Origin of the sequence: Bordetella sp. (assembly GCF_051960075.1) — a bacterium.
In the GTDB taxonomy this organism is placed as follows: domain Bacteria; phylum Pseudomonadota; class Gammaproteobacteria; order Burkholderiales; family Burkholderiaceae_B; genus Bordetella.
The window spans coordinates 24,291-46,799 of sequence record NZ_JBQCER010000070.1 but is presented as its reverse complement, the minus strand read 5'-3'; the positions used below and the strand labels follow the sequence as shown (position 1 = coordinate 46,799).

Annotated in this window: 23 protein-coding genes and 1 pseudogene; 10 read left to right on the top strand and 14 right to left on the bottom strand. The window is 64.9% G+C overall.

The genetic code is table 11. From position 1 onward, the window contains the following. From ACTHJ1_RS11760 to ACTHJ1_RS11745, 4 genes are all read right to left on the bottom strand, one after another. Nucleotides 1-862 (bottom strand): D-galactonate dehydratase family protein (locus ACTHJ1_RS11760; RefSeq protein WP_440192424.1); only part of this gene is annotated, 862 nt, incomplete at its 3' end. A gap of 30 nt (nucleotides 863-892) precedes the next feature. Beyond that, nucleotides 893-2,749: a TRAP transporter large permease gene (locus ACTHJ1_RS11755; protein ID WP_440192421.1), complete on the bottom strand. Its 1,857-nt coding sequence runs from the start codon at nucleotides 2,747-2,749 to the stop codon at nucleotides 893-895. 18 nt (nucleotides 2,750-2,767) lie between these two features. Further along, entirely contained in the window at nucleotides 2,768-3,784 is a 1,017-nt protein-coding gene (locus ACTHJ1_RS11750) for a TRAP transporter substrate-binding protein (RefSeq protein WP_440192418.1), read from the bottom strand. 30 nt (nucleotides 3,785-3,814) lie between these two features. After that, nucleotides 3,815-5,266 carry a mannitol dehydrogenase family protein gene (locus ACTHJ1_RS11745; protein ID WP_440192413.1) on the bottom strand — a complete coding sequence of 484 codons (1,452 nt, stop codon included), beginning with the start codon at nucleotides 5,264-5,266 and terminating at the stop codon, nucleotides 3,815-3,817. A gap of 211 nt (nucleotides 5,267-5,477) precedes the next feature. Here ACTHJ1_RS11745 and ACTHJ1_RS11740 point away from each other — a divergent pair, with 211 nt between their 5' ends. Continuing rightward, nucleotides 5,478-6,197, top strand: a complete 720-nt coding sequence (locus tag ACTHJ1_RS11740) for a GntR family transcriptional regulator (protein WP_440192436.1) — start codon at nucleotides 5,478-5,480, stop codon at nucleotides 6,195-6,197. 22 nt (nucleotides 6,198-6,219) lie between these two features. Here the strand turns inward: ACTHJ1_RS11740 and mtgA are convergent, their stop codons facing one another. The 6 genes from mtgA to mpl form a co-directional block, all read right to left on the bottom strand. Then, nucleotides 6,220-6,939 (bottom strand): monofunctional biosynthetic peptidoglycan transglycosylase, encoded by a 720-nt coding sequence (gene mtgA, locus ACTHJ1_RS11735; RefSeq protein WP_440192410.1) that lies wholly within the window; start codon nucleotides 6,937-6,939, stop codon nucleotides 6,220-6,222. A 5-nt stretch (nucleotides 6,940-6,944) separates the two neighbouring features. Further along, entirely contained in the window at nucleotides 6,945-7,799 is an 855-nt protein-coding gene (aroE, locus tag ACTHJ1_RS11730) for a shikimate dehydrogenase (protein WP_440192407.1), read from the bottom strand. After that, a complete protein-coding gene (locus tag ACTHJ1_RS11725; protein WP_440192404.1) occupies nucleotides 7,796-8,641 on the bottom strand; it encodes a TonB family protein in 846 nt (281 codons plus the stop codon). Before ACTHJ1_RS11725 ends, aroE begins: the two co-directional genes overlap by 4 nt. A gap of 4 nt (nucleotides 8,642-8,645) precedes the next feature. Next, on the bottom strand, nucleotides 8,646-10,529 hold the full coding sequence (locus tag ACTHJ1_RS11720) for a ribonuclease catalytic domain-containing protein (protein ID WP_440192401.1): 1,884 nt from the start codon (nucleotides 10,527-10,529) through the stop codon (nucleotides 8,646-8,648). 10 nt (nucleotides 10,530-10,539) lie between these two features. Further along, entirely contained in the window at nucleotides 10,540-11,145 is a 606-nt protein-coding gene (locus ACTHJ1_RS11715; RefSeq protein ID WP_440192398.1) for a YqiA/YcfP family alpha/beta fold hydrolase, read from the bottom strand. Nucleotides 11,146-11,283: 138 nt separating this feature from the next. Then, on the bottom strand, nucleotides 11,284-12,654 hold the full coding sequence (gene mpl, locus ACTHJ1_RS11710) for a UDP-N-acetylmuramate:L-alanyl-gamma-D-glutamyl-meso-diaminopimelate ligase (RefSeq protein WP_440192395.1): 1,371 nt from the start codon (nucleotides 12,652-12,654) through the stop codon (nucleotides 11,284-11,286). Between the two features lie 75 nt (nucleotides 12,655-12,729). On the opposite strand from mpl, the gene ACTHJ1_RS11705 reads away from it, so the two are divergent. The 6 genes and pseudogenes from ACTHJ1_RS11705 to ACTHJ1_RS11680 all read left to right on the top strand — a co-directional run. Next, on the top strand, nucleotides 12,730-13,260 hold the full coding sequence (locus tag ACTHJ1_RS11705; RefSeq protein WP_440192393.1) for a TlpA family protein disulfide reductase: 531 nt from the start codon (nucleotides 12,730-12,732) through the stop codon (nucleotides 13,258-13,260). Nucleotides 13,261-13,344: 84 nt separating this feature from the next. Continuing rightward, a complete protein-coding gene (gene aroQ / locus ACTHJ1_RS11700) occupies nucleotides 13,345-13,779 on the top strand; it encodes a type II 3-dehydroquinate dehydratase (protein ID WP_440192390.1) in 435 nt (144 codons plus the stop codon). Nucleotides 13,780-13,853: 74 nt separating this feature from the next. After that, nucleotides 13,854-14,309, top strand: a complete 456-nt coding sequence (gene accB / locus ACTHJ1_RS11695) for an acetyl-CoA carboxylase biotin carboxyl carrier protein (protein WP_440192387.1) — start codon at nucleotides 13,854-13,856, stop codon at nucleotides 14,307-14,309. A gap of 12 nt (nucleotides 14,310-14,321) precedes the next feature. Then, entirely contained in the window at nucleotides 14,322-15,671 is a 1,350-nt protein-coding gene (accC, locus tag ACTHJ1_RS11690) for an acetyl-CoA carboxylase biotin carboxylase subunit (protein ID WP_440192385.1), read from the top strand. Between the two features lie 59 nt (nucleotides 15,672-15,730). Continuing rightward, nucleotides 15,731-16,684 (top strand): 50S ribosomal protein L11 methyltransferase, encoded by a 954-nt coding sequence (locus ACTHJ1_RS11685; RefSeq protein ID WP_440192382.1) that lies wholly within the window; start codon nucleotides 15,731-15,733, stop codon nucleotides 16,682-16,684. A 25-nt stretch (nucleotides 16,685-16,709) separates the two neighbouring features. Continuing rightward, nucleotides 16,710-16,775, top strand: a pseudogene (locus ACTHJ1_RS11680) (zinc-ribbon domain-containing protein); the annotation flags it as partial. Here ACTHJ1_RS11680 and ACTHJ1_RS11675 read toward each other — a convergent pair. Then, a complete protein-coding gene (locus tag ACTHJ1_RS11675) occupies nucleotides 16,766-17,122 on the bottom strand; it encodes a hypothetical protein (protein WP_440192439.1) in 357 nt (118 codons plus the stop codon). The pseudogene ACTHJ1_RS11680 and the gene ACTHJ1_RS11675 overlap by 10 nt on opposite strands. Here ACTHJ1_RS11675 and ACTHJ1_RS11670 point away from each other — a divergent pair. The 3 genes from ACTHJ1_RS11670 to ACTHJ1_RS11660 all read left to right on the top strand — a co-directional run bounded on the left by ACTHJ1_RS11670 (nucleotide 17,115) and on the right by ACTHJ1_RS11660 (nucleotide 19,773). Continuing rightward, nucleotides 17,115-18,146, top strand: a complete 1,032-nt coding sequence (locus ACTHJ1_RS11670) for a DUF3426 domain-containing protein (RefSeq protein ID WP_440192433.1) — start codon at nucleotides 17,115-17,117, stop codon at nucleotides 18,144-18,146. The two genes, ACTHJ1_RS11675 and ACTHJ1_RS11670, sit on opposite strands and share 8 nt — an antisense overlap. Nucleotides 18,147-18,150: 4 nt before the next feature. Further along, a complete protein-coding gene (locus ACTHJ1_RS11665) occupies nucleotides 18,151-19,095 on the top strand; it encodes a carbohydrate kinase family protein (RefSeq protein WP_440192379.1) in 945 nt (314 codons plus the stop codon). Between the two features lie 177 nt (nucleotides 19,096-19,272). Continuing rightward, on the top strand, nucleotides 19,273-19,773 hold the full coding sequence (locus ACTHJ1_RS11660; RefSeq protein ID WP_440192376.1) for a glycine zipper 2TM domain-containing protein: 501 nt from the start codon (nucleotides 19,273-19,275) through the stop codon (nucleotides 19,771-19,773). A 70-nt stretch (nucleotides 19,774-19,843) separates the two neighbouring features. Here ACTHJ1_RS11660 and ACTHJ1_RS11655 read toward each other — a convergent pair whose 3' ends face one another. The 3 genes from ACTHJ1_RS11655 to ACTHJ1_RS11645 form a co-directional block, all read right to left on the bottom strand. After that, the gene (locus ACTHJ1_RS11655; RefSeq protein WP_440192373.1) at nucleotides 19,844-20,407 is read right to left on the bottom strand and encodes a YggT family protein; all 564 of its coding nucleotides are present in this window, start codon (nucleotides 20,405-20,407) and stop codon (nucleotides 19,844-19,846) included. Between the two features lie 141 nt (nucleotides 20,408-20,548). Then, on the bottom strand, nucleotides 20,549-21,028 hold the full coding sequence (locus tag ACTHJ1_RS11650; RefSeq protein WP_440192430.1) for a histone H1-like DNA-binding protein: 480 nt from the start codon (nucleotides 21,026-21,028) through the stop codon (nucleotides 20,549-20,551). 315 nt (nucleotides 21,029-21,343) lie between these two features. Beyond that, a complete protein-coding gene (locus tag ACTHJ1_RS11645; RefSeq protein WP_440192370.1) occupies nucleotides 21,344-22,504 on the bottom strand; it encodes a ribonucleotide-diphosphate reductase subunit beta in 1,161 nt (386 codons plus the stop codon). Nucleotides 22,505-22,509: the final 5 nt, after the last annotated feature.

Genomic DNA, 22,509 nt, shown 5'->3' with positions numbered 1-22,509 from the left:
GGACGATGGTGGCGCGGATGTAATCGATCAGCTGTTCGCGGATCAGATAATTGCATTCCCAGATCGAGTTGAACACCTCGCCCACGGCCAGCGGCGTCGTGGTGTGTTGCCGGATCAGCCGGAAGGACTCCTGGTTCTCGGCCGGCGTGGCGTCCTCGACCCAGAACAGCCGGTACGGTTCAAGCGACTTGCCCAACTGCCCGGCCTCGATGGGCGTGAGGCGATGATGCGCGTCGTGCAGCAGATGTACGTCGGGGCCGGCCGCCTCGCGCACTTTGCGGAACAGCTCGGGCGTGTGGCGCAGGTAGAGCGCGGTGTCCCAGGGCTCTTCGGGCGGCAGGCCTTTCTCGGCGGGCTCGTAATAGCCCTGGGTCTTGCCCACGCCGTAGGTCTTTTCCAGGCCGGGCACGCCCGACTGCACGCGGATCGCCTTGTAGCCTTTTTCCTGATGCTCGAGCACCGCGTCGACCGCCTCGGCGTGATCGCGTCCGTTGGCGTGGCCGTACACCATGAGCCCGTCGCGGCTCTTTCCGCCCAACAGCTGGTAGACCGGCATGCCGGCCAGCTTGCCTTTGATGTCCCACAGCGCCATGTCGATGGCGGCGATGGCGGTCATCGTTACCGGGCCGCGCCGCCAATAGGCGCCGCGGTACAGGTATTGCCATATATCCTCGATGTTGCGCGGATCGCGCCCGATCAGGCAGGGGACCACATGATCTTGCAAGTAGGCGTGAACGGCCAGTTCGCGGCCGTTTAGCGTGGCGTCGCCCAGTCCGTAGACGCCATCGCTGGTGAGCACCTTCACGGTGACGAAGTTGCGACCGGGGCAGGTCACGATGATATCGATGCGTTCGATCTTCATGGCAGATGAGGGTAAGCAGAAAAATGCGGACTAGAGGAATCCGGTCGAGATCCAGGGCACGAACACCAGCAGCAGCAGCGCGACGAACAGCGCGATCATGTGCGGCCACACGCGCGGCATGGCCGCGTCGGGCGATACGCGCCCGATGGCGCAGGCCGCATAGAAGCCGACGCCGAAGGGTGGCGCGAACAGGCCCAGGCCCATGGCGAAGACCGCTACCATGGCGTAATGCACTTCGTTGACGCCGACCAGTTTGGCGATGGGAAACAGCAGCGGCCCAAACAGCACGATGGCCGGAATGCCCTCCAGCAGGCTGCCAAGCAGTACGAAAGTCAGCGCCGATACCAGCAGGAAACCGAGTTTGCCGCCCGGCACCGCCGTCATGATTCTGACCAGTTCGTGCGCGAAGCCCGACTGCGTCAACGCCCAGGCCATGGTCGTCGCACAGCCCACGATCAGCAGAATCGCGCCAGACAGCGAGGCAGTTTCCACCAGCATGGGATAGATGCGGCGCCAGTCGAACTGCCGGTAGATGAGGATGCCCGCCAGCACGGTATAGAAGATGCCGATGGTAGAAACCTCGGTGGCCGTGGCCACGCCTTCCACCACCGAGGTGCGGATGATCAGCGGCAGCGCCAGCGCAGGCAATGCCGTCACCAGCAGGCGGCCGATTTCTTTGCGCGGCGACCTGCTCACGCCGCTCATGTCTTCGCGGCGCGTCTGCCACCACACCACGGACGCCATCAGCAGCGCTCCCACAGCGGCCGGCATCAAGCCGCCGATGAATAGCGAAGTGATGGAGACGCCCGTGACCGAGCCGACGGTGATGAGCACGATGCTCGGCGGAATCGTCTCGGACATCGCCCCCGAGGCCGACAGCAAGCCGATGAGATCGCCTTCGTCGTTGCCGCGCTTCTTCATCTCGGGAAACAGCGTCGGCGCCACCGCCGCCATATCGGCCGCCTTCGCGCCTGAAATGCCCGAGACAATGTACATGGCGCCCAGCAGTACATACTGCAGGCCGCCGCGCACGTGGCCGATCAGGCTTACGAGAAAATTGATCATCGCGCGGGCCAGCCCAGCCATCTCGATCAGCGAACCGAGAAAGACGAACAGCGGCACCGCCAGCAGAATCAGGTTCGACATGCCTTCTTCCATGCGGTTGGGCACGATCGAGACCGGCGTCTGGGTCGAGAAGAGCAGATAGCACATCGTCGCAAGGCCGAAGGCGAAGCCGATGGGCACGCCGATCACGATGCACGTCACCAGCATGCCTAGAAAGAAGATCACCAAGTTGACGTTGCCCAGTTCTGACAGCATCGGCGTCAGCGCCCATAGACCGGCGCCGCACAGGACGATGGCCGCGCTGGTCACGGCCAGTTGTTTGCCGTTCGACTGTTCGATCCAGCGGGTGACGGCCGTCATCAGCATCAGCACCGTGCCGACCAGCACGGCGCCGCTGCGCCAGCCTTCGGCCAGTCCCAGCACCGGCGTGGTGACGTCGAAGTCGTCCTGCCAGTGCTCCCAGGCGGGCAGGCACAGCATCGCCAGGAAGGCCACCACCAGGCTCAGACCCAGTGCTTGCAGCCAGGCACGCGCGCCGGGCGGAAGGTCCTTGATGAAAGTGGTGAGCTGCATGTGCGCGTTGCGCTGCAGCGCGATGCACGCGCCGAGCATGGCCAGCCAAAGAAACAGGATGCCGGCCAGTTCGTCGGTCCAGGTCAGCGGCGCGTCCAGCACATAGCGCGAGAACGTGCCGCTGCCCAGGATCAGGATTTCCGCCACGACGAGTATGGCGGCGGGCACCTCGGTCACCCCGCTCAGCAGCCGATCGAGGCGGCGTGCCTGGCGGGGGGCGGCGCCCCGGGAGTCAGTGCAGGAATACATGGCTGGCCTGCCTGCGCGTCAGGCCAGCTTGCCGGCGTACTTTTCCAGCTTGGCCCATACTTCTTCGCCGTACTTCTTTTTCCATTCGGCATAGAAGCCTGCGCTGCTCAGCATCTCGCGGAACGGGGTAGGGTCGGGTTGGTTGAACACGATGCCCAGCTTGGCGAGTTGCGCCTGGGCGTCGCCGTTGAGCCGGGCGATGTCCGCACGTTCCTTCATCGCGGCCGCGTCCAGATTGCGGGTCAGGGACTCTTGCACTTCCTTGGGCAGCGATTGCAGCTTCTTGGCATTGCCGAAGATGAAGTGGCCGTCCCAGGTGTGGCCGGTGAGCGAGCAGTATTTCTGCACCTCGTAGAGCTTGGCGCTCTGTATCAGCGTCAGCGGATTCTCCTGGCCGTCGACCACCTTGGTCTGCAGCGCGGAATACAGCTGGCCGAAGTCGATGGCCGTGGGGGATGCGCCCAGCGCCTTGAACATCGAGATCCACATCGGAATGCCGGGCACGCGGATCTTGAAACCTTTGAGGTCCTCGGGCATGACGATGGGTTTGGTGGACGTGGTGATGTTGCGGTAGCCGTTGTCCAGGACTTTGTCGTAGGCGTGCAGATTGACTTTGGCCAGTGCGGCGCGCACGTAGTTGCCCAGGTCGCCGTCCATGGCGGCCCAGACGGTGGCGTAGTCCTTGAAGGCGAACGCCACACCGTTGATGCCCGCGGTGGGAACCAGCGTCTGCAGATTGGTGCCGGCGGTGGACATGATGTCGATCGCGCCCGAGCGGGTCTGCGAGATCATGTCGGGTTCGCTGCCGAGCTGGCCGTTGGGGTAGACCTGCAGGTCTACCTTGCCGCCCGTGTCCTTGCCGATCTGTGCGGCGGCTTCCTTGATGCGCACCGTGCCGGGATGGTCGGCCGGAAACGCGGTGCCGTATTTGAGCGTGATCTTGTTTTGCGCGAATGCGAAGCGCGGCAGCGCGGCCGCAGCGGCGCCGGCGAGAAGGGTTTGGCCAAACTGGCGACGGGTGGGGGTAAAGGTCATGCTTGTCTCCTTGGGTATGGATTTTTTTGATTAGTGCTGGGTAAGGAGGGCAGCCATGCCGCCCTCCTTGAGGGTGATGAGATGTTGCGCGATACGCGCGGCAAAAGCCGGCGGATAAGGTTCGGCGCCGAAGACCGGCGTGTGCGCTAGGGCGGCGGCGATGGCCTGCCGCGGCGAAGCTGCCTGCCGTAGGCGCTCGGCCAGGGCGGCGGCGCCCGGATCGCTGATGTGCAGCGCGGCGCCCGAGTCGCTGCGTTCGTAGGTCAGGTAGTGCAGCCATGCAGCCAGCGCGCGTTCGAGCAGGGGCCGCTCGATGCCGGCCGCCAGGCTTTCGCGCAGTGCGGGCAGCCAGCGCACCGGCACCTTCTGCGTGCCGTCGGTGGCGATTTGCTGCGTGCGGTGCGCCAGAGCCGGATTCTCGAAGCGCCTGAGCAGGTCGCGACAGTAGGCCTGCACGTCATAGCCCGCAGGCGCTGCCACGGTGGCGCACAGGTCTTCCAGCATCAGCCGGCGCGCGAACGAGCCCGTCAGCGGATCCGCCATGGCATCGGAGACGCTGTCCAGGCCGCGCAGCTGCCCGGCATAGGCGATGGCGGAGTGCGTGCCGTTGAGCAGGCGCAGCTTCATGGCCTGGTAAGGGCGCACGTCGCCGGTCAACAGGGCGCCGGCCTCTTCCCAGGCGGGACGCGGGCCGGTGAAACGATCCTCGATCACCCATTGGGTGAAGGGTTCGCAGACGATGGCGGCCTCGTCGCGCAGTCCGAGGCGGCCTGCGGCATATTCCAGCGATTCGGCGGTAGCCGCCGGCACGATGCGGTCGACCATGCTGTTGGGGAAGGCGATGTCCGATCCGACGCGGCGCGCCAGGGATGCGTCGACCTCTTGCGCATACTGCGCCAGCAGCTTGCGCAGCGTGTCGCCGTTGGCCGCCATGTTGTCGCAGCACAGTACCGTGAGCGGCGCGCCGGCCGGCCGGCGGCGTATGCCTTCGGCCAGCACGCCCAGCGTGGAGCGCGGCGCGCGCGCGTGAGCGAGATCGTGCCGGATGGTTTCGTCGTTCAGGTCTAGCGCACCGGTGGCGGGGTTCTGGCTATAGCCCTTTTCGGTGACGGTGATCGTCACGACCGACGTCGAAGGGCTGCTCAGCGCCGACAGCACGGCCTGCAATTGCGTGGGGGCATGCAGCGCCTCTTTGAGCGCACCCACCACGCGGGTGTGCGCTTCGTTGCTGTGCCGTTGCGTGACCGAGTACAGACAGTCTTGCGCAGTCAGAGTCTGGGGTACCCGCGCGTCGCGCAGGCTGATGCCGACAATGCCCCAGCGCCGATCGCCGCTTGCGACGACCTGCTCGGTGTAGACCGCCTGGTGGGCGCGATGGAATGCGCCCAACCCCAGATGCACGATGCCCGCGGCCAGCAGGGCGCGGTCGTAGGCGGGGACGCTGACCCGAGTATCGAGTTGCCGCGTTGCGGTAGGCGGCAACGAGCTGTTCGAGAGTGATTTTTGTATTTTGCTATCCACCACAGTACCATGGTAGTCGACCAATGTTCGCAGTCTAAGGATAATTTCCCTCTCTAAGATCTAGGGATAACCCTAAAAGAAAAGATTTTTTTCCAATACGTACTACCATGGTGGAATGCCAAACTTGGAACGAATGAACCGCAATACCGCCGCCCTGGATCCGCAAAAATCCATGCTCGCGCCGGAGGATCCATTGACAGCCGCGCTGTCCGATTTCCGGCTGGATCCGGCGCACTCGTATGCGGATCAGGTGCACAGCCTGCTCTTGCGCGCCATCGTGCGCGGCACGCTGCCGCCGCGTACGGCCCTGTCCGAGGCTGCGATCTCCAAGATGATCAACGTCAGCCGTACGCCCGTGCGCGAAGCACTGGCGCAGCTGGCCGACGAGCAGCTGGTGCTGATCTACCGCCAGGTAGGAACCATCGTCGCGCCGATCAGCGTTCAACTGCTCGAAGAGGGGCGGTTCGTGCGCAGTACGCTCGAGGGCGCCAATCATGCCGAGCTCGCGCGGACGATCACGCCTGGGCAACTGGCCGAACTGAAGCGCATCGTGCAGCAGCAGCGCGACGCGGTCACCGACGGGCAGACCGACCGCTTTTCAGAGCTGGATGAACTGATGCACCGGCGGCTTTTCGAGTTTGCGGGCAGGGGCCATGTCTGGGTCATGCTCGAGCCCATCAAGCGCCAGTTTGACCGGGTGCGATGGCTGCTGCTGGGGCATGTGGCGGGCCATTCCGATCGAGCCCTGCGCGAGCACGAGCAGATATTGGCCCAATTTGCCGCCCACGATGCTAAAGGGCTGCGCGCCAGCGTGTCGGCGCACGTCAATCACATTACCGATCACATGCAGGCCCTGCGCCAGCAGGCGCCCGCCAGCTATTTCGCAGACTGAGCGGGCATCCTGGCCATTCGGATCAGGGTATGTCTACCTGTCGCATGCGTTCGGCAATGATGCCGGCGCGGCCATCGAGATAGCGCGTGTTGCGGTGCTTGTCGTAGTAGCGCGGGTTGGGCAGCATGCAGGCCAGCTTCGCGGCCTGATAGGCGCCCAGCTGGGACGCATCGATCTGGAAATAATGCCGCGCCGCGGCCTGCGCGCCGAAAACGCCCGTGCCCCACTCGGCAATATTCAGATAGATCTCCAGGATGCGCCGCTTGCTCATGATCCGGTCGATCATGAATGTCACCAGCAGTTCCTCGCCTTTGCGCAGATAGTTGCGCGAGTTCGACAGCAAGAGGTTCTTGGCCAGCTGCTGCGTGATGGTCGAGCCGCCCCGGCGGGCCTTGCGGCCTAGTTCTTCCTGGCGCTGGTTGTATATCCATGCCTCGCGTATGGCGTCCCATTCCACGCCGTTGTTGTCGAGAAAATTGGCGTCTTCGGAGGCGACCACGGCTCGTTTGAGCGAATTGCTGATGCGGTCGTATGGCACCCAGGCATGCTGCAGCGTCATGCGCGGATCGGTCTTGCGCAGCACGGCCATTTCTTCGCGCATGACGGCGCTGCTGCCAGGGTTGAAATGCGCGTACCAAAGCACCTGGCCCAGCATCCACAATTGATAGAGCAGAAAAACGCCGATCAAGCTCAGCGCGAGCCTGGCCGGCCAGGACATGCGGCGGCTCTTGCGCCCGGCCATGATACTTAGCGCTGAGCCTGCAGTTCGGCGCGCAGCGTGTCGAGAACCGGCCCCGGATCGGGGCGCACGCCGTGCCAGATGTAAAAGCTTTCGGCAGCCTGGCCCACCAGCATGCCCAGCCCGTCGGCGCATCGCGCCGCGCCGTCGCGAGCCGCCTGGACCATGAAAGGCGTCGGCTGCGCGGCATAGAGCATGTCGAAGGCCAGCGCGTCGTCGGCGTACAGGCCGGCAGGCAAGGCGAGCGCCGTGCCTTGCAGGCTGCTGGCCGTGGCGTTGACGACGACGTTCCAGCCGCCGTCGATGTTCGCATCGGCCAGGCCGCCCGCGCTGATCTGCGTCGGCAGGCCGGTATTCGCCGCCTGCCAGTTCTGCGCCAGCTCGGCGGCGCGTTCGGGGGTGCGATTGACGATGCGTATCTGCGCGCATCGGGCTTCGGCCAGAGGCTGCAGTACGCCGCGCGCGGCGCCGCCCGCGCCCACCAGCAGCACGCGTGCGCCATCCAGCCGGGCGCCCAGCCGGATCAGATCGCTCACCAGGCCCACGCCGTCGGTATTGCAACCGTGCCAGGCCTGGTCTTTCCAAGACAGCGTGTTGACCGCGCCGGCCAGCCGCGCGCGCGCGGAGAGATGATCGAGCGCAAGCTCGAAGGCCTGCTGCTTGAAGGGCACCGTCACGTTCAGGCCGCAGCCGCCCTCGGCGGCGAAAGCCTGCGCCGTGGCCTCGAAGCCGCCGAGCGGCGCGAGCAGGCGCTCATACTGCAGCGCGATGCCGGTCTGCTGGCCGAACAGCGCATGAATGCGCGGCGAACGGCTGTGTTCCACGGGATTGCCGATCACGGCATAGCGGGGCGGAGTGCTCATGGGCTGGATGTCGTGAGCGAATCGTTGACGAAATGCCAGGTGCGCGTGATGACCAGTTCATCGGTATCGCGCGCGATGTCGGGGGGGAACGGCGCGAAGGGCGCAGCCATCTGCACGATGCGCCGCGCGGCCTGGTTGAGCACGGCATATTGCGAAGGCTGGTCGATCACGAAGCCGGCCAGACTGCCGTCTTTGCGCACAGTGATGGTGATGCGCAGCGTGCCGTAGATGTGGCCGCGCGCGGCCTCGGGGTAATGCTGCGTGCCGATGGATTCGACGCGCCGCGCCCAGCCGTCGAGATAGGTGGCATAGCGCGAGGCTTCTGCCGCCGGCCCTACGAAGGCGCGACGCGGCTCCTTGTTGTAGGCCTCCACGCGTTTGGACAGCGCGGCGATCTGTGCGCTCTGAATGACGCCTTGCTGGTCCTGGTCGTCCTGGCCGGGATCGGTCGCCGTTGCATCGGGATGCGTGGCCTGATGCGGCGTCGCCGTCTTGCGCGACGCCTGCAATTGCACCAGCAGGCGCTGCTGCTCCTGTTCGAGTTGCTGCTGGCGCTTGCGCATGGCCTGCAGCACGATGGTGTCGGGCGACTCGCCGGTGCGCGGTAGCGGCGAGCGCGCCAGCCCCTGCTTGTCCTGGCCGCCGCCTTCGAGATTCTGTTGGGCCTGGGCCTGCGCATGGGCCGGAGCGGTGTCGCTGCGCGCGTTGACCAGCACCACTTCCAGCGCCGGCATGGACGGCCGCGGCGGATGCGTCGCGAAACGCCAGGTGAGGATACCCAGGTGCACCAGCAGCGAAATGGCCAGCGCGATCAGCAGGTAATCGTTGCGGCGCCGGATCATGAGGCTACTCCGTCGGGCCCAGATAGCGGCAATCGAGCTCCAGCGCCAGTTCGTCGCGGCCCAGTATGCCGATTTCCACGGCCGTGCCGCGTTCGAGTTCGGGCAGGCCGCCCACGCGCGTGACCAGCGGCACGTTCGCCAGACGCACCAGATCGTCGCGCAGCACGTTGGCCGTAGCGCGTTCGACGCCGTGTTGCGCCAGCCAGCGCAGGCACCAATAGCGCTCCATATTGCCCTGGAATTCCGCCCAGGCGGCGTATTGCGCGTCGAAGGCGCCGATGATGGCGAACAAGTCCGCGTCTTTGGGCTTGAAGGGCGCCACCAGGCGAGCGCTCACGCCGTTGTCCACGGCCGCGATCAATTGCCACTGATTGACCAGGTCGACATAGCGGCGCAGCGGCGAGGTGCTCCAGGCATATTGCGGCACGCCGATGGCCTCGTGCGGCAGGGCCTGCGTGCTCATGCGCACGCGGCCGGCCTGCTGCGAGCGGTAGATGCCCGGTACGCCGTGCTGCGCCAGCAGGCCGCCCCACAGATTGTTGGCCAGGATCATGTATTCGGCCACCATGCGGTCCAGCGGCGCGTTGCGCTGGCGCGGCACCAGGCGCACAGGCGTGTCGGGGTCGTCCGGATCGCCGTCCAGGTAGAAGCTGTACTCCACGCGCGAGTTGTTCTCGGGTTTGCCGCGCACCTCTTCGCGCTTGGCCGACAGCGCCAGCGCCAGCTGCCACAGCGGACGCAGCCAGTGGCCGTAAGGCAGGTCGGATTGCGGATCGGCCAGGCTGGCTTCGGTGACCTTGCCGTCGAGCAGGTTGTGGCGCAGGTTCTCGCGCACCACGATGCGCTCGATGCGCGTCTCGCTCTCGACTATTTCGCCCGTCGCCGGATCGGCCGTCACGTACAGCGATAGCGCCGGCACTTCGCGCCCGGCATCCAGCGAGAATGCCGCGATGACGGAATCGGGCTGCATGGGGATCTTGTCGCCCGGCATGTATACCGTGGACAGTCGCGCGCGCGCCAGTTTGTCCAGCTCGCTGCCGCGCGTCACGACCAGGCCTGGCGCCGCAATGTGCACGCCGACGCGCACACGGCCGTCAGACAGCATGGCGACCGACAGGCCGTCGTCGATTTCAGTGGTGGTGACATCGTCGATCGTGTAGATCTCCGCGTCGGCCAGCGGCAGCTCGCGTTCGACGGGCGGTACCGGCGTTTCAGGAAAGCCCGTGCCGCGCGGGAAGTGGGTAGCCAGGAAGCGGCGCTTGTGCAGGGCCAGCGCATGCGGCCAGGCGCCCAGGTCCAGCAGCAGGCGTTCGGGCGTCTTTTGCAGTTTGACGCAGGCAGCATCGAAGGCCTTCCACACCTGCGAATTCTTGTCGGGTCTGACGAGCAGCGACTCGGCCGCTTGCGCGATGGGTTCGGGCAGCCTGCCGGCGGCCATTTCGTCTACCCATTGCTGTTGCTGTTCGGCTTGCTGGCGCTTTTTTTCGAGCGCGGCAAGCGCGGCGGCCAGGATGTCGGGCGGCGCTGGGCGATAGCGGCCGGCGCCGCGGCGATGAAAATACGCGGGTGCGCCATGCAGGCGCAGCATCAGCGCGGCCTGTTCGGCAGGCGACGGGGCGTGGCCGAAATAGTCGGCGGCGAGCGCGGTGGCGGCAAACTCCTCCTGCGGCGCGCATTCCCATAAAAACTGCAGATCGACGTCGTCGGCCAGTGCAGTTGCGGCCGTCATCAATTCGGCAGGCGCGGGCGCCTCGAACGAGAACAGCACGGCCGATCGCTTGATCTTGCTGCGCTTGCCCGAGTCGGATTCGACTTGCAGCGTGGCGTCCGCTTCGGACAGGATATGGGCGGCTTTGAAGCTGCCGTCGTCTTCGTAAAACACGTACATGATGGGGAAACTATTCCAGGGCGAAAGCCAGGACGTCGGGGAGTAGCTCGGCGAAGGTCGATAGCCCGTGGTCGCCGCCTTGCACGATGCGCTCCCTGCAGCCGGCGTAGCGGTCGTGCATTTCGCGCCAGTCCAGCACTTCGTCGCCGGTGGCGGCGACAAGAAAGTACCGGTGCAGTCGCGTCGGCGCATCCACGTGCAGCGCAGCCAGTTCGTCCAGGTATTCGGGCAGGAAGATGAACGGCGCGTCCGAATGATACATGCGATGTTCGCCGACCGCGGGGGTCAGGTCGCGCGCGGCATGCACGGCCGGGTTCAGAAGAACGGCCTTGCAGCCCAGCTTTTCGGCCAGCCAGGTGGCGTAGTAGCCGCCCAGAGAGGAGCCGATGACGGTCAGCCTGGACGGGTCGTTGTCGGGGCCGTCGTTGGCTTCCCTCAGCTGGGCTTGCGCCAGGTTCAGGGCCAGGTCGATGGCGGCCTTGGGGCTGGCGGGCAGTTGCGGGGCGGCCCAGATGTGCGAGAGACCGCGCTCGGCCAGGGTTTGCGCCATCAGCTTGCCTTTGAACGAGGCAGGGGAGGAGCGGAAGCCGTGCAGGTAGAGGATGCGGTTTTTCATGCTTGGGCTCGTATTTTGTGTTCGCTGCGTCTGCATTACTTGGGTTCTAGGCTCGTCGGTCGGGTCGCACCGGGGCGGGTGGGGCGCGGCCCGACCGACTTCCCATATCTCAAATGCGTCGGAGTCCTCGCTGGCGCATCACACTTTCGAAGCCAACGCATCCAGCAATTTCTGGTGCACCCCGCCGAACCCGCCGTTGCTCATGACCACCACATGATCGCCTTCTTTGGCGGCGCGGGTCACGGCGGCGACGAGGTCGTCCAGGTCGCCGTAGCTGTCGGCTTTGCCGCCCAGGGGCGCAAGAACCCCGGCCGGGTTCCAGCCCAGCGCGTGCTTGCCCACGCGCTCGCCGTAGATGAAGGCGAGATCGGCATCGGCCAGGGACTCGGGCAGGCGCGCCGCCATGGTGCCCAGCTTCATAGTGTTCGAGCGCGGCTCCAGCACGGCCAGAATGCGCGCGCTGCCGATCTGGCGACGCAGGCCGGCCAGGGTGGTGGCGATGGCCGTGGGGTGGTGGGCGAAATCGTCGTATACCTTGACGCCGCGCGCCGTACCGCGCAGTTCCATGCGGCGTTTGATGCCGCCGAAGCGCGAGAGGGCGGCGATGCCTTCGGCGGCGGACACGCCGGCGTGCTCGGCCGCAGCCAGGGCCGCCAGGGCGTTGCGGCGATTGTGTTCGCCCGTCAGGGTCCAGCGCACCGTGCCCAGTTCTTTGCCGTCGCGCGAGATGGCGAAGGCGCCGTCGTCCGCCGGCTCGCCGGCCGTCCAAGCGCCGTCGGGGCCGAACCGTACGAGTTCCGACCAGCAGCCGCGCTGGAGCACGCGCTCCAGCGCCTCGTCGTGGACGGGCGCCACGATGCGCCCCTGGGTGGGGAGGGTGCGCACCAGGTGATGGAATTGGGTTTCGATGGCGGCCAGATCGGGGAAGATGTCCGCGTGGTCATACTCGAGGTTGTTCAGAACGGCCGTGCGCGACCGGTAGTGAACGAACTTGGAGCGCTTGTCGAAGAAAGCCGTGTCGTATTCGTCGGCCTCGATGACGAAATGCCGTGCGTCCGCGGAATACCGGGCCGAGACCTGCAAATCCGGCGCCACGCCGCCGATCAGGAAATTGGGCCGCAGGCCGGCGCATTCGAGGATCCAGGCCAGCAGGGAACTGGTGGTGGTCTTGCCGTGGGTGCCGGCCACGGCCAGCACGTGCTGGCCTGGCAGAACATGGTCGCCCAGCCACTGGGGGCCCGAAACATAGGGCACGTTCGCGTTCAGGATGGCTTCCATCAGCGGATTGCCGCGGGTGATCACGTTGCCGATCACGTACAGATCGGGCTTGAGCGCCATCTGAGCCGGGTCCCAGCCCTCGATCAGGTCTATGCCCTGCTCGGCCAGTTGGGTGCTCATCGGGGGGTAGACGCCGGCGTCGCAGCCAGTGACCTTATGGCCGGCCGAGCGCGCGATCAGCGCCAGCCCGCCCATGAAAGTGCCGCAGACGCCAAGAATATGCAGATGCATGGGGGAATTCTCCTGCGCGCATTGTAGAGGTTAGGCCGAATGTCCCCCAACGGCGCACACGGTTATGATCGGGGCATGAATCGTCGTCAATTGCTTCGTACGGGCGCCGGCCTGATTGCCGCACTGGCAGCCGCAACCATCGATGAACCGGCCTGGGCCGCGGTGCCCACCGTGCAGCCGACCACGGCTGCCGCGCTGGCTGCGCTGCGCGCTCGTCCGATGGCCGACCTGCAAGGTGCCACGCGTCGCCTGGCCGACTGGCACGGCCGTCCCATGCTGCTGAATTTCTGGGCGAGCTGGTGTGCGCCCTGCGTCAGAGAGATGCCGCAGCTCGATGCATTGCAGAAACAATTTCCGCAAGTGCAGTTCATCGGCATCGGCATTGATACTGCTGTCAAGATACGCAAATTCCTGCTTAAGGTGCCCGTTTCCTATCCCTTGTTGGTGCTGGGCACCTCCGGCATTGATACATTGCGCGATTTGGGCGATACGGCGGCAGGCTTGCCGTTTACCCTGATTTTGGCTACAGATGGCAGCGTAAAACGATCCATACTCGGTAAAATACGGCCAGACGATGTTCGCAACACCCTGGCGAGTCTGATCTGATCGCCATCTGTCGCCCTGCCAGTTGGACAATCGGGCCCAATCTGGCGTAAAAAGCGGTTTGTTGCATATTTTTCGACGAAGTTCATGGCGCATAACGTACTCGTCCTGCACGGTCCCAATTTGAATCTGCTCGGCACGCGCGAGCCGGGCATCTACGGCAGCCGCACCCTGGCGCAAATTGATGCCGACTTGGCAAAGCTGGCCGGCGAACTGGGCGTCACGCTGGCGGCCTGGCAGAGCAATCACGAGGGCGAACTGGTCGGCCGCATCCAGGCCGCCGCGGGCGACGGCACCGAGTTCATCATCATCAACGCGGCCGCCTACACCCACACCAGCGTGGCGATACGCGATGCGCTTGCCGGGGTGGGCATCCCCTTCATTGAAGTACATTTGTCGAACATCTATAAACGCGAGCCGTTCCGGCACCACTCCTACCTGTCCGACATTGCCGTGGGGCTGGTGAGCGGTCTGGGCGCCGACGGCTACGAAGCCGCGCTGCGCTACGCCGCACGCCATTGACCGGTTCGTCTTTCGATCTTTACGCTGGGCGGCAGGGCCGTCCAATCACAACAATCACTCTGGAATAGCCTTCTATGGACCTTCGTAAACTCAAGACCCTGATCGACCTGGTGGCCGAGTCCGGTATCGCCGAACTCGAAATCACCGAAGGCGAGGGCAAGGTTCGCATCGTCAAGTTTTCGCAGGCCGTCCAGCCCGTGGCTTATCACCAGGCCGTTGCGCCGGTCGCCATGGCTGCCGCACCCGCTGCTGGCGCGGCTCCGGTCGCGGCCGAGGCCGCCCCGGCCGCCATCCAGGGCCATGCGGTCAAGGCGCCCATGGTCGGCACCTTCTATCGCGCGCCCAATCCTGGCGCGTCGCCGTTCGTCCAGGTGGGCCAGACCGTCAAAGAAGGCGACCCCCTGTGCATCATCGAGGCGATGAAGCTGCTCAACGAGATCGAGGCCGACAAGTCCGGCGTCATCAAGGAAATCCTCGTCGAAAACGGCGAGCCGGTCGAATACGGCCAACCCTTGTTTGTCATTGGCTGATAGTCGAAACCCATGTTCGAAAAAATCCTGATCGCCAATCGCGGCGAGATCGCCCTGCGCATTCAGCGCGCCTGCCGCGAGCTGGGTATCAAGACGGTGGTCGTGCACTCCGAAGCCGATCGTGAAGCCAAGTACGTGCGCCTGGCCGACGAGTCCGTCTGTATCGGTCCCGCGCCTTCGCGCGAAAGCTACCTCAACATGCCGGCCATCATCTCGGCCGCCGAGGTGACCGACGCCGAAGCCATCCACCCCGGTTACGGCTTCCTGTCCGAGAACGCCGACTTCGCCGAGCGCGTGGAAAAGAGCGGCTTCGTCTTCATCGGCCCGCGTCCCGAAACCATCCGCTTGATGGGCGACAAGGTCAGCGCCAAGCGCGCCATGATCGAGGCCGGCGTTCCGGTGGTTCCCGGCTCCGAAGGCGCGCTGCCCGACGATCCGCAGGAAATCATGCGCACGGCCCGCGAAGTGGGCTATCCGGTGATCATCAAGGCTGCCGGCGGCGGCGGCGGGCGCGGCATGCGCGTGGTGTATACCGAGGCGGCGTTGATCAACGCGGTCAATATGACGCGCACCGAAGCCGGCGCGGCCTTCAACAACCCCGAGGTCTATCTCGAGAAGTTCCTGGAGAACCCGCGCCACGTGGAAATCCAGGTGCTGGCCGACGGCGGACGCAATGCCGTATGGCTGGGCGAGCGCGACTGCTCCATGCAGCGCCGCCACCAAAAGGTTATCGAAGAGGCGCCGGCCCCCGGCATTGCGCGCCGCCTGATCGAACGCGTGGGCGACCGCTGCGCCGACGCGTGCCGCAAGATGGGCTACCGCGGCGCGGGCACCTTCGAGTTTCTGTACGAAAACGGCGAGTTCTACTTCATCGAGATGAACACGCGCGTGCAGGTCGAGCACCCGGTCACCGAGCTCATCACCGGCGTGGACATCGTGCAGCAGCAGATTCTGATCGCCGCGGGCGAGAAGTTCACCTTGCGCCAGCGCGACATCGTCCTCAAAGGCCACGCCATCGAGTGCCGCGTCAACGCCGAAGACCCTTTCCGCTTTACGCCCAGCCCGGGACGCATTACCAACTGGCACGTGGCCGGCGGCCCGGGCGTGCGCATCGACTCGCACGTCTTCAATGGCTATTTCGTGCCGCCCAATTACGACTCGATGATCGCCAAGATCATCACTTACGGCGAGACGCGCGAGCAGGCCATGGCGCGCATGCGCATCGCGCTGTCGGAGATGGTGGTCGAGGGCATCCAGACCAACATCCCCCTGCATCGCGAACTCATGCAGGACGCCCGCTTCATGGAGGGCGGCACCAGCATCCATTATCTGGAACACAAGCTGGAACAACGTCCCAAATAATGATCATCGGCCCCTACGCCAACTATCGTCCGCTGCCCGACCGGCTGCGCGGAGGCTGAATGCGCGAGCTCGTACTTCACTGCCGCGAAGCCCAGGCTGAGGCATTGTCCGACGCCTTGCTGGAAGCCGGCGCACTGTCGGTGTCCGTCGAGGATGCCGACGAAGGCACGGCGGACGAGCGGCCGCTGTTCGGCGAACCTGGCACTGAGCCGGACGTGCAGGCCTGGGACCGTAACCATGTGGTGGCGCTGCTGCCCGACGGCGTCGACCCCGCACAATTGCTCGTTGCCGCGCTGGATTATGCTGGCCTGGATTCATCGCTCGGGCAAGACTGGTCTCTGCGAGACGTGCCAGACGCCGATTGGGTTCGGCTGACGCAGTCGCAGTTCGGCCCCATCGAAATTTCCGAGAAACTCTGGATCATTCCCAGCTGGCACAAGGTTGCGGACCCCCACGCGGCGCCCGAAGGCGAGCACGCGCAGTCCGGCGCCGGTCCGGCCTATATGGCGCCAGACGTAGTCCGCATCGAACTCGATCCGGGCCTGGCCTTCGGCACCGGCAGCCATCCCACCACGCATCTGTGCCTGGCCTGGCTCGAAGCCGACATGCCTGCCGGCGCGACCTTGCTGGACTACGGCTGCGGTTCGGGCATTCTGGCCATCCCCGCGCGCAAGCTGGGCGCCGGCGCCACGCTGGCCGTCGACATCGATCCGCAGGCAGTACAGTCCGCTGCCGACAATGCCGCGGCCAACCGGGTCGAACTTTCGGCCATGCTGCCCGATGGCTTGCCGGAAGGCAGCTTCGAGGTGGTGGTGGCCAATATTCTGTCCAACCCGCTCAAGGTGCTGGCGCCCATGTTGGCGGGGCGGGTGGCGCCGGGCGGGCACCTGGTGCTCTCGGGCGTGCTGGAACGCCAGGCCGAAGAAGTCGCTGCCGCTTATGCGCCCTGGATCTCCATGTCGGTCTGGCGAGCGCGCGAGGGGTGGGTCTGCTTGCACGGTCGGCGGGTTTAGTCCGCAGTTCACACTAAAATAGCGCATGGCGCTCACTACCCGTTGTCCGAATTGCCGCACGGCCTTCAAGGTCGTGGCGGATCAATTGCGCGTGCGCAATGGCCTGGTCCGCTGCGGCTCTTGCGGCACGGTCTTCGACGGCCGTGCCTGTCTGGAAGGCGCGGAAATCGCGCCGTTGCCGATGCCCGTGGCGTCGTCGAGCCCAACCCCAGCGCCGTTTCTGGCGCCCACCGCGCCGGCCGCTTCCACCGCGCCGGTCAGGCCCGCGGCTGTGCCGCCGATCGAGCCGCCACCTTTTCCATCCTTCTTGGCCAAATCCCAAGCCGGTTCGCTGGTCAGGAACGCATCCGCTTGGCCGGATGCCAGATCGCCAGCCGCTGGATCGCCAGCCGGGTCGTCGAGCGCTGAGACGTCGACCGCCGGGTCGGACGTGCGCATCAACCACCCGCCGTTTCTATCCGCCGAGCCGCCCGCCGTGCTGCGCGGACGGGACCGGCGTGTGTCGGAGCCGATGCCGGACGTTGCCCCCGATGCCGATGAAACCCGCGAGGACGCGCCCGAGCCGGCGAGCCTCCCCATAGACGACGCGCATGACCTCGCTCCGCCTTTGACCCGAGCCGCCGAGCCGACGGGGCATGTGATCTCCACCCGCGACGCGCACGACGTTCATGGTGCGCACGACATCCACGCCGTGCATGGGCCGATACGCGCCTACGATATCGAAGACTATCCGGCGGAACAGGACGAACCCGAGTTCACGGTCGGCGGCCTTCGCCAGGGCGTCGCCGACGACGAGAATGCCGGCGAGGGCGTCTACGGCGAGGTTCGCACCCGCTACTCCAGCGCAACCGACGTGGGTCGTGCGCCGCCGCAGTTCCTCGACCAGGATCTCATCAAAAGCCATCATGCCAGGCGGCGTCTGTGGACCTGGCTCTGCATGTTGGGCTTGATCGCGCTGGTCGGGCAGTTGCTCTATGTCTACAGAACGCCCATCAGCGTCTCCATGCCGAAGCTGCGGCCGGCGTTCGTCGGCGTCTGCCGGGCATTCGGTTGCAAGGTCAGCTATGCGCGGCGCATCGAGCGCATCTGGATCGAATCCTCATCGCTGCGCATGACGCCGCAGAACAATGCACAGCCTGCCGCCCAGGCCCCGGCGGGCGCGCAGGACGGCGCACAGACGGCCGCGGACGGCGCATCGCATATGGTTCTCGGCGCAGTGCTGCGCAACCGCTACGAGAAAGACCAGGAGTGGCCCGCGCTGGATCTGAAGCTGCGCGACAAGTCCGACACCGTCGTCGCGGAAAAGATCATCTATCCCCAGGATTATCTGCCGCCGGGCACCACCGGCCCCATGGCCGCCGGAGCGGAAGTGCCGATTTCGGTGCCCATCGTCGTGAAGGGGCTGCAGATCAACGGTTTCGGCCTCCAGGTATTTTTTCCCCTGAATTCTCCTCCAAGGTAATTTCATGACGGCTCCTGTACTGGTTTGCGGCTCGATGGCTTTCGACGCCATCGCGGTGTTCGAAGGGCGTTTCGGCGAACACATCCTGCCCGACCGCATCCACACGCTTTCCGTGTCTTTCCTGGTGCCTACGCTGCGCCGCGAGTTTGGCGGCTGCGCCGGCAACGTGGCCTACAACCTGAAGCTGCTGGGCGGAACGCCTCTGCCCGTAGCCAGCGTCGGCGAGGACGCCGACGGCTACCTGCAGCGCATGCGGGACCTGGGTATCAGCACGGCGCACGTCAAAGTCGTGCCCGGCTCGCTGACCGCGCAATGCTGGATCACCACTGACCTGGACGATAACCAGATCACCGCCTTCCATCCGGGCGCCATGGGCTATTCGGCGCAAAATGATTTCGGCACCCAGACAGGCGCCGCGTGGGGCGTGGTTTCACCCGACGCCAAGGACGGCATGTTTGCCCATGCCGAGCGCTTGAACAGGCTCGGCATTCCCTTCATCTTCGACCTGGGCCAGGCCATGCCGCTGTTCGAAGGCGCAGACATCGAGCGCATGATCAAGCTGGCGCAGGTGCTTACCGCCAACGATTACGAGGCGGGCGTCATCGAGCAGCGCACCGGCCGCAAGATCGCCGACATTGCCAGCACCATGCAGGCCGTCATCGTGACGCGCGGCGGCGAGGGCGCGACGCTCATGACCGGCGGCCAGACTATCGAAGTGCCGCCCGTCAAGGCGACGGCCGTGGTCGATCCCACCGGTTGCGGCGATGCGCATCGCGCCGGCCTGGTTTACGGGCTGACCCAGGGCTGGAACTGGCTGGACAGCTGTCGCCTGGCCAATGTGATGGGGTCCGTCAAGATCGCTTCGCGCGGGGCGCAGAACCACAATCCGACCCGGGCAGACATCGACAGCCTGCTGCGCGCGGCTTACGGCATCGGCCTGCCTGCGTGATCGCCTGTATGGGCGCGATCGGGTGCCATGCCCTGCGGATGACGAGCGCTTTGCAGTGATTGCGCCCGGTTTCATCTTGCCGCCAGGGCGGCAGTCGGCAGGACTAAAATATCGTTGTTTGCCCGGCGGTCGCGCGCCTTGCCGGCCTATCGTTTCGATCCAGGGGCTTTCGACATCATGACGCAATCGACTCTTTCCTTTTCCCACGCACGATCCGGCCGCCTGGCGGTTGTCGCCGCGTTGGGCTTGTCCTTGTCCGTGCTGGCAGGCTGCGCCACGCCCAGCGCTTCCAGCAGCGTCTATACCTACGATCAGGCCCAGCGCGAACAAATCGTGCGCACGGGCACCATCACCGGCATCCGTCCGATCACCATCCAGAAAAGCGGCACGTCGGGCGTCGGCGCCGTTGCCGGCGGCGCCGTGGGCGGCGTGGCCGGCGCAGGCGTTGGCGGCGGCATGGGCAACGTGCTGGCGACCGTGGGCGGAGCTGTAGTGGGCGCTCTGGCGGGCAACGCAATCGAAAACCAGATGGGCAAGACGTCCGGCTACGAGATCACCGTGCGTCTGGACAACGGCGAGACCCGCGTCATCGCTCAGGCGGCTGATCAGCCCTTGAGCGTGGGCCAGCGCGTGCAGGTCATCAGCGGCGCAGGGCCCACACGCGTGGCGCCGATGTGAAGCGCAAGGCGCGAATAAAAAAGGCGGCTCCGGTTATTGCCGGGACCGCCTTTTTTGTGGGCTTGCCTAGTCAGATGCCCAGCAATCCGTAACCTACGCGGGTCAGCACCATCAACAGCACCTGGGCGATGACGAGCAGCAACAGGGGCGAAAAATCGACGGTGCCCATGCGCGGCAGAATCTGCCGTATGGGATCGAGCAGAGGCCGAGTGAGCGTGTGCAGAATGGGCATCAGCGGCGACAGCGGATTGACCCACGACAGCACAGCCTGGGCCAGCGTCATCCAGACAATCAGGTCGAGCGTCCACTTTGCGGCCATCAGCAGCGCGCCTGCCGCGAAGGAAGGCAGCAACGCCGGCGGGACCAAGGCCCCCGCGCCGATCAGCCAGGCCAGCACCAAATAGACCAGCGCCGCCAACCAGAGGGCAACCAGGCTGGTCCAGTCGATGGCGCCGGTGGCGGGGATGACTTTTCGCAGCGGCAGGATCAGCCAGTTGCTGGCCTGCTGGACGCCGCGCGCCACAGGGTTGAGCGGATGCAGTCGCACCGCATGCATCCAGGCGCGCAAGATGAGCGCCGCGCCAAAGAGCGTGAAGACGATGTCGAGCAGGAATCGTGCGATGTCGCTGAACATGATGGACGCGCTGCAAGCCTTGCGTGAAGTTTGAGAGTTTTATTGTCGCATACCGCCTGTGCGGCATTCGATGCGGCCGTGCAAAAGAAAAACCGCCTGGCGGTGCCAGGCGGCTTGACTGCTCAACGCAGCGTCGTCCGATTAGGGACGGCCGCCGGTCGGGAAGGGCCAGGAAGCAGCCGGATTGAGAGCCGTCTTCGCACCCGGGGCAGCAGCCGTCGAAGGCGGCATGGCGGGTTTCTTGGGCGCGGCTTTCTTGGCGGCAGCAGGCTTTTTGGCAGCAGGCTTTTTCGCGGCAGGCTTCTTGGCAGCCTTCTTGGCGGCCTTCTTGGCAACCTTCTTGACCGCCTTCTTCGCTACTTTCTTGACCGCCTTCTTGGCGACCTTCTTGACAGCGGGTTTCTTGGCAGCGGGCTTCTTGGCGGCGACTTTCTTGACGGCCTTCTTGGCGACCTTCTTGACAGCAGCCTTCTTCGCTACCTTCTTGACCGCGACCTTCTTGACTGCGGCCTTCTTCACCACGGCCTTCTTGGCGGCGGCTTTCTTGACTACCTTCTTGGCGGCTTTCTTGGCCGCGGGCTTCTTCACCGCCTTCTTGGCGGCTTTCTTGGCAGTTGCCATGGTCATGCTCCTTAGGTTCAGGGGTCCCAGAACATAAACCCGTGTCACGTCTCGCCGGATGGCGAACCGCACTCGGGCTATTCATCGGCGCATGCCACAACCCTGTACGAGCGGAAGTGTTGCAACGGCTTGCGCTAATGAATTCAGCACGGCCATTTGATATGGCCCCCGCGACGTTGCGCGAGCCATTTCAAATGGCGCCGGCAGACGATCATCTGTCTACCGTAAGTCTTGCGTGGCGAATGCTACACCGAGAGCCAAGGAGAGGGAAGAGGCAACACCACCAGACATTGCAGGCGGGTGGTGCGCTTTGCTTTATTCCCAGTTCAAGGTACCGCCGGTTTGGTACTCGATCACGCGGGTTTCGAAAAAGTTGCGTTCCTTCTTCAGATCGATCATTTCCGCCATCCACGGGAAGGGGTTTTCTTCCTGAGGGAACAGCGGCTCGATGCCGATCTGCTGGCAGCGCCGGTTGGCAATAAAGCGCAGATACGACTTGAACATGGGAGCGTTCAGACCCAGCACGCCGCGCGGCATGGTGTCTTCGGCATAGGCGTATTCGAGATCGACCGCTTTCTTGAACAGGGCGCGGATTTCCTCGCGGAACTCGGGCGTCCAGAGATGCGGGTTCTCGAGCTTTATGGTGTTGATCAGATCGATGCCGAAATTGCAGTGCATGGATTCATCGCGCAGGATGTACATGTACTGTTCGGCGGCGCCGGTCATCTTGTTCTGCCGGCCCAGCGCAAGGATCTGCGTGAAACCGACATAAAAGAACAGGCCTTCCATCAGGCAAGCGAAGACGATCAACGATTTGAGCAGCGTCTGGTCGGCCTCGGTCGTGCCCGTCTTGAAGCCGGGATCGGAGATGGCGTCGATGAAGGGGATGAGGAACTCGTCCTTGGCCCGGATCGACGGCACTTCGTTGTAGGCGTTGAAGATTTCGGATTCGTCCAGGTCCAGGCTTTCCACGATGTACTGGTAGGCGTGGGTGTGGATCGCTTCTTCGAAAGCCTGCCGCAGCAGGAACTGTCGGCACTCGGGCGCGGTGATGTGGCGATAGGTGCCCAACGTGATGTTGTTGGCGGCGAGCGAATCGGCCGTGACGAAGAAACCCAGGTTGCGCTTGACGAGGCGGCGCTCGTCTTCGGTCAGCCCGTTGGGGTTTTTCCACAGCGCGATATCGCGCGACATGTTGATTTCCTGCGGCATCCAGTGGTTGGCGCAGGTGGCCAGGTATTTTTCCCAGGCCCACTTGTATTTGAACGGCACCAGCTGATTGACATCGGTCTGGCCGTTGATGATGCGCTTGTCGGCCACCTTGACGCGGCGCGAGGCGTCGCTCTGCGAGGCGGTTGCAGGCGTGGGGATGGCCGTGTCGGCGAAGGCGCCCGTGGCGGGGCGCACAGTCGCGTCGGCGGAACCACCCGCGGCAGGTGCCGGTTGTTGGGTGGCGGTTTCTTCCCAGTTCAGCATGTCGA

What these genes read in the sequence shown, in the direction of transcription:
- ACTHJ1_RS11750 (WP_440192418.1), bottom strand. Translation starts at nt 3,784, where the DNA reads ATGACCTTTACCCCCACCCGTCGCCAGTTTGGCCAAACCCTTCTCGCC.
- mpl (WP_440192395.1), bottom strand. Translation starts at nt 12,654, where the DNA reads ATGCATCTGCATATTCTTGGCGTCTGCGGCACTTTCATGGGCGGGCTG.
- aroQ (WP_440192390.1), top strand. Translation starts at nt 13,345, where the DNA reads ATGGCGCATAACGTACTCGTCCTGCACGGTCCCAATTTGAATCTGCTC.
- ACTHJ1_RS11665 (WP_440192379.1), top strand. Translation starts at nt 18,151, where the DNA reads ATGACGGCTCCTGTACTGGTTTGCGGCTCGATGGCTTTCGACGCCATC.
- ACTHJ1_RS11650 (WP_440192430.1), bottom strand. Translation starts at nt 21,028, where the DNA reads ATGGCAACTGCCAAGAAAGCCGCCAAGAAGGCGGTGAAGAAGCCCGCG.
- ACTHJ1_RS11740 (WP_440192436.1), top strand. Translation starts at nt 5,478, where the DNA reads ATGCTCGCGCCGGAGGATCCATTGACAGCCGCGCTGTCCGATTTCCGG.
- ACTHJ1_RS11660 (WP_440192376.1), top strand. Translation starts at nt 19,273, where the DNA reads ATGACGCAATCGACTCTTTCCTTTTCCCACGCACGATCCGGCCGCCTG.
- ACTHJ1_RS11685 (WP_440192382.1), top strand. Translation starts at nt 15,731, where the DNA reads ATGCGCGAGCTCGTACTTCACTGCCGCGAAGCCCAGGCTGAGGCATTG.
- ACTHJ1_RS11720 (WP_440192401.1), bottom strand. Translation starts at nt 10,529, where the DNA reads ATGTACGTGTTTTACGAAGACGACGGCAGCTTCAAAGCCGCCCATATC.
- aroE (WP_440192407.1), bottom strand. Translation starts at nt 7,799, where the DNA reads ATGAGCACTCCGCCCCGCTATGCCGTGATCGGCAATCCCGTGGAACAC.
- mtgA (WP_440192410.1), bottom strand. Translation starts at nt 6,939, where the DNA reads ATGGCCGGGCGCAAGAGCCGCCGCATGTCCTGGCCGGCCAGGCTCGCG.
- accB (WP_440192387.1), top strand. Translation starts at nt 13,854, where the DNA reads ATGGACCTTCGTAAACTCAAGACCCTGATCGACCTGGTGGCCGAGTCC.
- ACTHJ1_RS11645 (WP_440192370.1), bottom strand. Translation starts at nt 22,504, where the DNA reads ATGCTGAACTGGGAAGAAACCGCCACCCAACAACCGGCACCTGCCGCG.
- ACTHJ1_RS11705 (WP_440192393.1), top strand. Translation starts at nt 12,730, where the DNA reads ATGAATCGTCGTCAATTGCTTCGTACGGGCGCCGGCCTGATTGCCGCA.
- accC (WP_440192385.1), top strand. Translation starts at nt 14,322, where the DNA reads ATGTTCGAAAAAATCCTGATCGCCAATCGCGGCGAGATCGCCCTGCGC.
- ACTHJ1_RS11715 (WP_440192398.1), bottom strand. Translation starts at nt 11,145, where the DNA reads ATGAAAAACCGCATCCTCTACCTGCACGGCTTCCGCTCCTCCCCTGCC.
- ACTHJ1_RS11755 (WP_440192421.1), bottom strand. Translation starts at nt 2,749, where the DNA reads ATGTATTCCTGCACTGACTCCCGGGGCGCCGCCCCCCGCCAGGCACGC.
- ACTHJ1_RS11725 (WP_440192404.1), bottom strand. Translation starts at nt 8,641, where the DNA reads ATGATCCGGCGCCGCAACGATTACCTGCTGATCGCGCTGGCCATTTCG.
- ACTHJ1_RS11675 (WP_440192439.1), bottom strand. Translation starts at nt 17,122, where the DNA reads ATGCGCACGTCCGACCCGGCGGTCGACGTCTCAGCGCTCGACGACCCG.
- ACTHJ1_RS11655 (WP_440192373.1), bottom strand. Translation starts at nt 20,407, where the DNA reads ATGTTCAGCGACATCGCACGATTCCTGCTCGACATCGTCTTCACGCTC.